Source organism: Bradyrhizobium centrolobii, assembly GCF_001641635.1.
GTDB lineage: Bacteria > Pseudomonadota > Alphaproteobacteria > Rhizobiales > Xanthobacteraceae > Bradyrhizobium > Bradyrhizobium centrolobii.
This window is the reverse complement of sequence record NZ_LUUB01000023.1, coordinates 2497-11987: the sequence shown is the minus strand read 5'-3', so window position 1 is coordinate 11987 and position 9491 is coordinate 2497. Positions and strand designations below refer to the sequence as shown.

The window sequence follows — 9491 nt, the reverse complement described above, 5'->3', positions numbered from 1 at the left end:
GAAGTCGCGGGCGCGCGGATCGTGGCCGAGCGGCATTTCGGAGATCGCCGTGCCGTTCTGGCTGAGGATCGCGAGAAGCAACTCGCCGTGCTCAGGTGGATAGATGCAGTCATGGCCGCCCGCCAGCACGGCGACCGTGCCGCTCGCAACGCTCGCGCGGTGCGCGGCCTGGTCGACGCCGCGCGCGAGCCCCGAGATGATCACGAAACCGGCTTCGCCGAGTTCGCGGGCCAACTGGCCGGCAAACTTCAGCCCTGCGCCGGAGGCGTTGCGCGAACCGACGACCGCGATCATCGGCCGCATCGACGTTGCGACGGCGCCGCGCACCGCGAGCAACGGCGGCGCATCGTCGAGCGTCGCCAGCCTTGCCGGATAGCCGTTCTCGCCGGGCGCGAGCCATGGGATGCCGAGCTTTCGGCTGGCGGCCAGCTCGGCCTCCGCCTCATCTGCGCTACAGATGCGGCCCGATCGCGTCGCACCGCCGCGACGCGCGAGATCCGGCAGCCGCTCCAGCGCGGCCCGTGCAGAGCCGAAATGATCGACCAGGGAGCGGAAGGTGCGCGGGCCGACATTGTCGGAACGGATCAGCCGCAGGCGGTCGATCCGTTCGGCCTCGGTCAGCTCCAGGCTTGAATTGATGGCGTCCACGGCGTCTCCTTGCAGGCACAGCATGGAACAACCTGAGCGCGTGAGCAACAGCGGCCTGCGCTTGCGCGACCTTGCTGCGATGCTAAAAGCGAATCCAATAAGAAGGATTTTGCTATGATCTCACTCGCCGACCTCCAGCGCCGTATCGAAGCCGGCGAGTTGTCACCTGATGCCGCGATCGTGCAATCGCTCGAGGCGATCGAGACGCGGGAGAAGGATGTCCGGGCCTTCGTCTGCCGCGCCAGTTCGGCGAAGGCGCAGGCCTCCGGTCCGCTGCGTGGCATCGCGGTCGGCATCAAGGACATCATCGACACCGCCGATTTCCCGACCGAGATGGGCTCACAGATCTATCGCGGCTGGCAGCCGCGCAGCGACGCGCCGGTCGTGATGATGCTGAAGCGTGCCGGCGCCACCATCATCGGCAAGACCACGACCACGGCGTTCGCCTCGCGCGATCCGACGCCGACGCTCAATCCGCACAATCCGGGCCATTCGCCGGGCGGCTCGTCGTCCGGATCGGCGGCGGCCGTCGGCGCCGGCATGGTGCCGCTGGCGCTGGGCACCCAGACCGGCGGCTCGGTGATCCGCCCCGCCGCCTATTGCGGTGTCGCCGCCATCAAGCCGTCGTTCCGCATGCTGCCGACGGTCGGCGTCAAGTGCTACTCCTGGGCGCTCGACACGGTCGGCCTGTTCGGTGCCCGCGCGGAGGATCTTGCGCGCGGACTATTGGCGATGACTGGTCGTACCGAGTTTTCCGACATCGTCGCTGTGAGGTCGCCGCGCATCGGCGTGGTGAGGCAGGACTTTGCCGGTCCCGTGGAGCCCGCGGCCGAGCAGGGGCTGCAAGCGGCGATCAAGGCGGCCGAGCGTGCCGGCGCCAGCGTTGAGACTGTCGACGTGCCCGAGGCGGTGCGGGAGGCCTGGCGCATTCACCCGATCATCCAGGACTTTGAGGCGCATCGCGCGCTCGCCTGGGAGTTTTCGGAGCGTCACGACGAGATCGCACCGATGCTGCGCGCCAGTCTCGATGCAACGGTGGGCCTCACACCGAAGGAATATGACGAGGCGCGCCGGATCGGGCGGCGCGGCCGCCGCGAGCTCGGCGAAGTGTTCGAGGGCGTCGACGTGTTGTTGACCTACTCGGCGCCGGGCACAGCGCCGGCCAAGGAGCTCGCCACCACCGGCGACCCCCGCTACAACCGGCTGTGGACGCTGATGGGCAATCCTTGCGTCAATGTACCGGTGTTGAAGGTCGGCGGCCTGCCGATCGGCGTGCAGGTGATCGCGCGCTTCGGCAACGATCCCGGCGCGCTTGCGGTTGCGCGTTTCCTGGAAGAGGCGCTGGCGAAATCAAACTAGCGCCGGCTCGGCGCGCTCAGCCTGCTGATCGGCCGCATTGGATGACGGCTCGCTGACGCCGGCACCTTTCCGGAGCCACCGGTCGGCGGCTTCGCGGCCGCTTCGGTGCAACAGGCGGATGAAGCCGCGGCCGAGATCGGTCGACGAGCGCTGCGCCAGGCCATCGATCTCGTCTTCCGCCGCGAGACGGAACAGGCGCAAATCCGGTGCGGCGCGTGACTGCGCCCATTCCAGCGCCCCGACCTCCGCATTGAGCGCGGCATTTGCCGCGATCTGGTCGAGCCGGCGGTCGATCGCCGCGAGCGTGATGGGCACATAGCTGTCGCGCGTCGGCGTGACCTGGACCAGCAGAAGGTCGGAGGCCGTCGAGTTCTGCGCCAGCCGTAGCAGCGGCGGATTGCCGCCGAAGCCGCCATCCCAATAGGCCTCGCCGTCGATCTCGACGGCGCAGTGAACCAAGGGCGGGCAGGTCGAGGCCAGCGCGACGTCGGCGGTGATCGCGTCATTACCGAAGATCTGCTGCTGCCCGTCGCGGATCCGCGTCGCCGCGATCAGGAGCTTTGGGCAACCTGCCTCGCGCAGGGCGGCAAAATTGATGTCGCGCGACAGCGCCTGCCGCAGCGGATCGAGATCGAACGGATCGAACTGGCCGGAGCGCAGCGTCGGCCCGAACGCGACCGAGCTTCCCGCCGGCGAAAATCCGCCGACCAGCATCAGCGAGCGGAACGAGGCCTCATGCATCAGCCGGACCCAGAACCGGTTCAGCCGGGCGCGGGCACCTTCGCGCCCGCCTTCGGCGAGGCCGGAGACGAGCAGCAGGGCGTTGATGGCGCCGGCGCTGGCGCCGCTGATGGTATCGATCTCGATGGCCGGCTCTTCAAGGAGCCGCTCCAGGACGCCCCAGGTGAAGGCGGCAAATGTGCCGCCGCCCTGAAGCGCCAGCGACAACCGTTGCGGCGGCCATTGCCCGGAACGGGCGTGAGGCCGGTCCGGCGCGACAGTGGCGATGGCGGTCACCGCCTCGATCGTGGGAGCTGCCTGGACAACAGGAGTTGGCGCCAGTGATGGCGGCGAAGCGGGCGCAGGCATCGCGGCCGGAGGCGGAGGCGGCGAGGGAGCCCCGGACCAGATATCGGTCGACGAGAGCAGCATGCTTGCCGCAGTGCGCACAGCACCCTGCGAGCCACCTTCGTCATGCGCGCCAACAATCTTCTCGCTCATTCTGAGCAACCGTATAACGCCGTTTCCATCGTCAGGATGACAGGCCACGAACTCGTTGGCCACTCCGGCCGGGAACGCGCTGGAAGTTGCGAACAGGAATTGGCATTTAATGCGGAAGAGCTGCGGCGGTATCCGTACTTTTTCCGGACTACGATTTCTGTCCGATCCGGCTCTCCTTGCCCGATTGCAGCCGCTTGATGTTCTCGCGATGCATGTAGAACAGGAGCAGCGTCAGCACCGCGAAGAGCGAGGCCAGGGCAGGGTGGCCGAACCACCACAGGAACAGCGGCGTCACGAAGCTCGCGACCAGGGCGGACAGCGAGGAGTAGCGGGTGGTGAAGGCGGTCGCGAGCCACAGCAGGCAGAAGACCACTGCGCCCGGCCAGAACAGCCCGAGCAGGATGCCGATATAGACGGCGACGCCTTTGCCGCCTTTGAACTTGAGCCAGGCCGGGAAAAGATGGCCGAGGAAGGCGCCGAGCCCCGCCACCATGGCGGCGTTGGGGCCGGCGATGTAACCGGCGATCACCACGGCCGCGGTGCCCTTGAGCGCGTCCAGCAGCAGGGTTGCCGCGGCGAGCCCCTTGCGTCCTGTACGCAGCACGTTCGTGGCGCCGATATTGCCGGAGCCGACCGAGCGCAGGTCCTGCGTGCCCGCAAGTTTCGTCAGCACCAGGCCGAACGGGATCGAGCCGAGGAGATAGCCGATGATGAAGGCAACCGGCAGGAACGCTTCAAGCCCCATGGCCGACCCTCCATGTCCGACTGAGACGCCACGCATGATCCGATCCAGGCGTGCTGAACGCCATCCTAGACATGTTCATAAACCGTCCGCCCGCCGACGATGGTCCGCATCACGCGGCCTGTGAAGCGGGCCTCGTCGAACGGGGTGTTCTTGCACGGCGATTTGAGATCGGCGGGATCGACGACCCACGGCGTATCGGGGTCGATCACGATGACATCCGCCGGCGCACCGGGGCGCAAGGTTCCGCCCGGCAGGCCGAGCAGCTCGGCGGGCCGTGTCGACATCGCCCGGATCAGCGTCGTCAGTTCCATCTCGCCATTATGCACCAGCCGCAGGCCCGCGGGCAGCATGGTTTCGAGTCCGACGGCACCGGGGGCGGCTTCCGCGAACGGCAGGCGCTTGACCTCGACGTCCTGCGGATTGTGATCGGACATGATGACGTCGACGAGGCCGGAGGCCATGGCCGCGACCAGCGCGCGGCGATCGTCCTCGGTCCGCAGCGGCGGAGACAGTTTCAGGAACGTCCGGTAGGGGCCGATGTCGTTCTCGTTCAGCGCAAGGTGGTTGATCGAGACCGACGCGCTGACGGCAAGGCCCGCATCGCGGGCACGCTTCAAGATGTCGAGAGAGTCGACGCAGGACAGCGAGGCCGCGTGATAGCGGCCGCCGGTCAGCGCGACGAGACGCATGTCGCGCTCCAGCATCACCGCTTCGGCCGCGTTGGGGATGCCCATGAGGCCGAGCCTGGTCGCGAATTCGCCCTCGTTCATCACGCCTTCGCCGACGAGATGCGGATCCTCGGTGTGGTGCACGATCAGCGCGTCGAAGTCACGCGCGTAGGTCAGCGCGCGACGCATCACCTGCGCGTTGGTCACGCTTTTGTCGCCGTCGCTGAAGGCGACCGCGCCGGCGGCCTTCAGGAGCCCGAACTCGGTCATCTCCTCGCCGAGCAGGCCTTTTGTCAGCGCCGCCATCGGCTGGATGTTGACGATTGCGGTGTCGCGGGCGCGACGCATGACGAAATCGACCGTCGCTGAATTGTCGATGACGGGCGAGGTGTCGGGCTGGCAGATGATGGTAGTGATGCCGCCGGTCGCGGCCGCCTGGCTTGCGGAGGCAAAGGTCTCGCGATGGCTGAGGCCCGGCTCGCCGACGAAGGCGCGCATGTCGATCAGGCCGGGTGCGACGATCTTGCCGGAGCAGTTGACGATGTCGGTGCCCTCCGGGACGCCGGCGGCGCCGATGCCGCGCCGGGTTTCGCGGACGATGCCGTCAGCAAGAAGGACGTCGCCAACGCCGTCGAAATCCCGCGAGGGATCGACGACGCGGGCGTTGGCGAGCAGGATCGGGCGGCGGTCGGTCAACATCGGCATCACGCGTTCGGCAAGTTGCGGGCAAGCGCTTCCAGCACGGCCATGCGTACGGCGACGCCCATCTCCACCTGTTCGCGGATCAGGGACTGCGCGCCATCGGCGACGGCCGAGTCGATCTCGACGCCGCGGTTCATGGGACCGGGATGCATCACGAGTGCGTCCGGCTTGGCGTAAGCGAGCTTTTTCTGGTCGAGCCCGAAATAGTGGAAGTATTCGCTGGACGAGGGCACGAAGGAGCCGTTCATGCGCTCGCGCTGGAGCCGCAGCATCATCACGATGTCGGCACCTTCGAGGCCCTCGCGCATGTCGCGCGCGACTTCGACGCCCATCCGCTCGATCCCCGGAGGCAGCAGCGTGGAGGGACCGACGACGCGGACGCGGGCGCCCATGGTGTTGAGCAGGATGATGTTGGAGCGGGCGACGCGCGAATGCAGCACGTCGCCGCAGATCGCGACCACGAGCCCCTCGATCCGGCCCTTGTTGCGGCGGATGGTCAGCGCGTCGAGCAGGGCTTGCGTCGGATGCTCATGCGCGCCGTCGCCGGCATTGATCACGGAACCGTCGACCTTGCGCGCCAGCAGTTCCACCGCGCCGGAGGCGTGATGGCGCACCACCAGGATGTCCGGGTGCATCGCGTTCAGCGTGACGGCGGTGTCCATCAGGGTTTCGCCCTTGCGGATCGACGACGAGGACACCGACATGTTCATGACGTCGGCGCCGAGGCGCTTGCCCGCGAGCTCGAACGAGGACTGGGTCCGGGTGGAGGCCTCGAAGAACAGGTTCACCTGCGTCCGGCCGCGGAGCACGGTGCGCTTCTTGTCCACCTGGCGGTTGAGCTCGACATATTCCTCGGACAGGTCGAGCAGCCCGGTGATGTCGGCAGCGGAAAGGCCCTCGATGCCCAGCAGATGCCGGTGACCGAGGACGAAGGTCGATTTCGATGCGGAGGTCATTAAAAGCAGAGCTATAGGCGTGGATGGGGGGTGGGGCAAGGGCCAAAACTGACGAAGTGAGTTATCCCCCGATCAGTCTCGCGCACAGTCATTCCGGGATGGCGCGCCAGCGCCAGACCCGGAATCTCGAGATTCCGGGTTTGATGCTTCGCATCGCCCCCGAATGACGCCAGAGAACGTGGAGGCATCGTGAAAGCAATTCTTACTGCATTTGTAGCAATCGCCGCTGCCTCATCCGCCCACGCCCAATCGCTCCCCGGCGGCTTCGTCTACTTGCGCGACATCGACCCCAGCATCATCCAGGACATCCGCTACGCCACGTCAAACAATTTCGTCGGCCGTCCGCTGCGCGGCTACGGCGCCGGCGAATGCGTGGTGAAGCGGGAGGTGGGGATGCGGCTGAAGGCGGTCCAGCAGGAGCTCAGCGGGCAAAACCTCTCGCTCAAGATGTTCGACTGCTACCGGCCGGCGCGCGCGTCTCTCGACATGGTTGCGTGGTCGCAGAACGGCCGGGAGACAGCCGCTGAACGGCGCTACAATCCGAAGATTTCCAAGACCGAACTGTTTCGCCTGGGCTACATCGCGAGCCGCTCGCAGCATTCCACCGGTGCTGCGCTCGATCTGACACTCGTCGACCTCAAGGCCGACAATTCGGCCAAATACGATTCATCAAAAGCCTATGCCGACTGCACGGCGCCGGTCGAGGCCCGCGCGCCGGAAGGCAGCGTCGATATGGGCACCGGTTATGACTGCACCGATGTGAAGGGCCATACCGCCGCACCGTCGATCGCGCCGGGGCAGCGCGCCTGGCGCAAGCGGCTGGTCGCTGCCATGTCCAGGCAAGGCTTTGTGAACTATTCGAAGGAGTGGTGGCATTTTTCCCTGCCGGGGGCGGGCGGGGCGGCCTATGATTTCCCGATCCAGCCGCGGAAGAGGTAGAATGTGGCGTTAATGCATGGCGTAGCCACGAGTCGGATCACCTCTCCCGTAGGGAGAGGTCGCGCCAAAGGCGCGGGTGAGGGGATCAAGTCTATCGAGGGACCTGATCCCCTCACCCGGAGCGCTCTGGACGATGCTTCGCATCGCCAGGCGCGCTCCGACCTCTCCCTCCGGGAGAGGTGAAGAACCACCGCTGCTAGAGTGTCATCAAACCCGGAACATTCGATGACCCAGCCGAGCTTTGCCACCCACGAAGTCTTCAACCAGTCGCCGCCGTTCGAGGACGTCGATCTCTTCGTGACCGACCGTCCTCTGGTCGAGGCGGTGAAGGCCAACGGCGGCGCCGCGGCGGAACAGGAACTGTCCGTGTTCGGCAAGCATTGGGGCTCGGCGGCGATGGCCGAACGCGGCCGCGTGGCGAACGAGAACACGCCGAAACTCCGCACCTTTGATTCAAAAGGCAACCGCCGCGACCAGGTCGAGTTTCATCCCGCCTATCACGAGCTGATGGCGCACAGCGCGCATGCCGGCGTGCACAATTCCACCTGGACAGCGGATGGCAGGCCCGCTGGCAACGCTGCCGAGGTTATTCGTGCGGCGAGGTTTTACATCGCCTCACAGGTCGAGACCGGACATCTCTGTCCGATCACGATGACGCGCGCCTCGGTCGCGGCGCTGGCGATGCAGCCGCATTTGCTGGCGCGCGTGATGCCGGTGCTGTCGACGACAAGCTACGATCCCGCCTTCGCGCCGTGGTGGGACAAGCGCGGCATGACGCTCGGCATGGGCATGACCGAGAAGCAGGGCGGCACCGACGTGCGCGCCAACATGACGCGCGCGGTTCGCGACGGGAACGCCTATCGCATCACCGGCCACAAATGGTTCATGTCGGCGCCGATGTGTGATGCGTTCCTCGTGCTGGCGCAGGCTGACAATGGGTTGACCTGTTTCTTCATGCCGCGCTTTGCGCCGGATGGATCAGTGAACGCGATCCAGTTCCAGCGGCTGAAGGACAAGCTCGGCAACCGCTCGAATGCGTCTTCGGAAGTGGAATTCGTCGGCGCCTATGCGGAAGCCGTCGGCGAGGAGGGCAAGGGCATCCGCACCATCATCCAGATGGTGCAGCTTACGCGGCAGGACTGCGCGATCGCGTCCGTCGGTTTGATGCGCTCGGGGCTCGCGCACGCGCTGCACCACGCGCGTCACCGCAGCGTATTCCAGAAACATCTCGCCGATCAGCCGCTGATGCAGGCGGTGCTGTCGGACATGGCCTTGCATGTGGAAGCCAGCGTCGCGCTGGTGATGCGGCTCTGCTGTGCGTTCGACCGCACGCCGCACGAACCGGCTGAAGCCGCCTACATGCGGCTGCTGACGCCCGCGATCAAATACTGGACCTGCAAGAGCGCGCCGGCTTTTCTCTATGAGGCGATGGAATGCCTCGGCGGCAACGGCTACGTCGAAGAGGGCATTCTGGCGCGCCACTATCGCGAGTCGCCGGTGAATGCGATCTGGGAAGGCTCGGGCAACGTGATGTGCCTCGACGTGCTGCGCGCGCTCGCCCGCGAGCCGGAAGCGGCGACGGCGGTGCTGCAGGGCCTCGCGGCTGAAACGAAGGGTTTGCCCGGAGCAGGCGAGGCGGCAACTTTCATTGGCAAAACGTTCCGCCGCGCGGACGGCGAGCGCGTCGCGCGGCTTGCGGTCGAGAAGCTCGCACTGCTTGCCGCAGCCGCCGCGCTCAACGGCGTCTTGCCCCGCCATGCCGAACTGTTCGCTGCCACACGCCTTGCCGCCAACCACGCCAGCATGTATGGCGCGGTGGAGATGGAGAGCGGTGATGTTCGGGCGCTGCTGGAGCGGGCACTGCCGTGATTGGGGCACAGTCTTTCCACAACGTCATGCCCGGGCATAGCCGTCCGAAGGACGGCGTCGCTTCGCTCGCCTATGTCCCGGGCATCCACGCCTCTCCACACGCGCGGATGCGCATGGATGGCCGGGACGAGCCCGGCCATGACGAGGCGGCGAAAGCAACGTACCTAACGAAAGCCTCCTGATGGACTCCCTCAATCCCGACCATCCGCCGCTTAGCGTGACGCCGGCCGAGCTCGCCCCGCGCGTCTGGAAGTTCTGGGGCACGGCGCTATGGGGCCTGCTCGTCTTCGTCGCGATGTTCGTTGGCCAAGTCGGCGCGATCGTCCTGCTGGCGGTACTTCGCGGCAAGCCGATCGACATGGCCTCGATCGAGCTCGTCGGCCA

Annotated in this window: 8 protein-coding genes and 1 pseudogene; 4 read left to right on the top strand and 5 right to left on the bottom strand. The window is 66.6% G+C overall.

Translation table 11 applies throughout. The features are described 5' to 3' along the window. A partial coding sequence (locus AYJ54_RS51910) for a DNA-processing protein DprA (RefSeq protein WP_245328872.1) occupies positions 1-672 on the bottom strand: 672 nt, incomplete at its 3' end. Positions 673-762: 90 nt separating this feature from the next. Between AYJ54_RS51910 and AYJ54_RS04010 the strand changes: the two genes are divergently transcribed. Further along, positions 763-2007, top strand: coding sequence for an amidase (locus AYJ54_RS04010; RefSeq protein WP_063696696.1), 1245 nt, complete (start codon positions 763-765; stop codon positions 2005-2007). Here the strand turns inward: AYJ54_RS04010 and AYJ54_RS04005 are convergent. The 4 genes from AYJ54_RS04005 to AYJ54_RS03990 all read right to left on the bottom strand — a co-directional run bounded on the left by AYJ54_RS04005 (position 1999) and on the right by AYJ54_RS03990 (position 6299). Further along, a complete protein-coding gene (locus tag AYJ54_RS04005) occupies positions 1999-3228 on the bottom strand; it encodes a patatin-like phospholipase family protein (protein ID WP_063696694.1) in 1230 nt (409 codons plus the stop codon). The genes AYJ54_RS04010 and AYJ54_RS04005 overlap by 9 nt on opposite strands. 148 nt (positions 3229-3376) lie before the next feature. Beyond that, a complete protein-coding gene (gene plsY, locus AYJ54_RS04000) occupies positions 3377-3973 on the bottom strand; it encodes a glycerol-3-phosphate 1-O-acyltransferase PlsY (protein ID WP_063696693.1) in 597 nt (198 codons plus the stop codon). Positions 3974-4038: 65 nt separating this feature from the next. Next, a complete protein-coding gene (locus tag AYJ54_RS03995; RefSeq protein ID WP_063696718.1) occupies positions 4039-5340 on the bottom strand; it encodes a dihydroorotase in 1302 nt (433 codons plus the stop codon). A 5-nt stretch (positions 5341-5345) separates the two neighbouring features. Continuing rightward, on the bottom strand, positions 5346-6299 hold the full coding sequence (locus AYJ54_RS03990; RefSeq protein WP_063696691.1) for an aspartate carbamoyltransferase catalytic subunit: 954 nt from the start codon (positions 6297-6299) through the stop codon (positions 5346-5348). A gap of 189 nt (positions 6300-6488) precedes the next feature. On the opposite strand from AYJ54_RS03990, the gene AYJ54_RS03985 reads away from it, so the two are divergent. From AYJ54_RS03985 to AYJ54_RS51905, 3 genes and pseudogenes are all read left to right on the top strand, one after another. After that, on the top strand, positions 6489-7238 hold the full coding sequence (locus tag AYJ54_RS03985) for a M15 family metallopeptidase (RefSeq protein ID WP_063696690.1): 750 nt from the start codon (positions 6489-6491) through the stop codon (positions 7236-7238). A 225-nt stretch (positions 7239-7463) separates the two neighbouring features. After that, positions 7464-9107, top strand: coding sequence for an acyl-CoA dehydrogenase family protein (locus AYJ54_RS03980; protein ID WP_063696688.1), 1644 nt, complete (start codon positions 7464-7466; stop codon positions 9105-9107). 181 nt (positions 9108-9288) lie between these two features. After that, a pseudogene (locus AYJ54_RS51905) lies at positions 9289-9491 on the top strand (CPBP family intramembrane glutamic endopeptidase); the annotation flags it as partial.

Bases quoted from the DNA above. Each gene is read 5' to 3' on its own strand.
- plsY (WP_063696693.1), bottom strand. From the start codon at position 3,973: ATGGGGCTTGAAGCGTTCCTGCCGGTTGCCTTCATCATCGGCTATCTC.
- AYJ54_RS03980 (WP_063696688.1), top strand. From the start codon at position 7,464: ATGACCCAGCCGAGCTTTGCCACCCACGAAGTCTTCAACCAGTCGCCG.
- AYJ54_RS04005 (WP_063696694.1), bottom strand. From the start codon at position 3,228: ATGAGCGAGAAGATTGTTGGCGCGCATGACGAAGGTGGCTCGCAGGGT.
- AYJ54_RS04010 (WP_063696696.1), top strand. From the start codon at position 763: ATGATCTCACTCGCCGACCTCCAGCGCCGTATCGAAGCCGGCGAGTTG.
- AYJ54_RS03990 (WP_063696691.1), bottom strand. From the start codon at position 6,299: ATGACCTCCGCATCGAAATCGACCTTCGTCCTCGGTCACCGGCATCTG.
- AYJ54_RS03995 (WP_063696718.1), bottom strand. From the start codon at position 5,340: ATGTTGACCGACCGCCGCCCGATCCTGCTCGCCAACGCCCGCGTCGTC.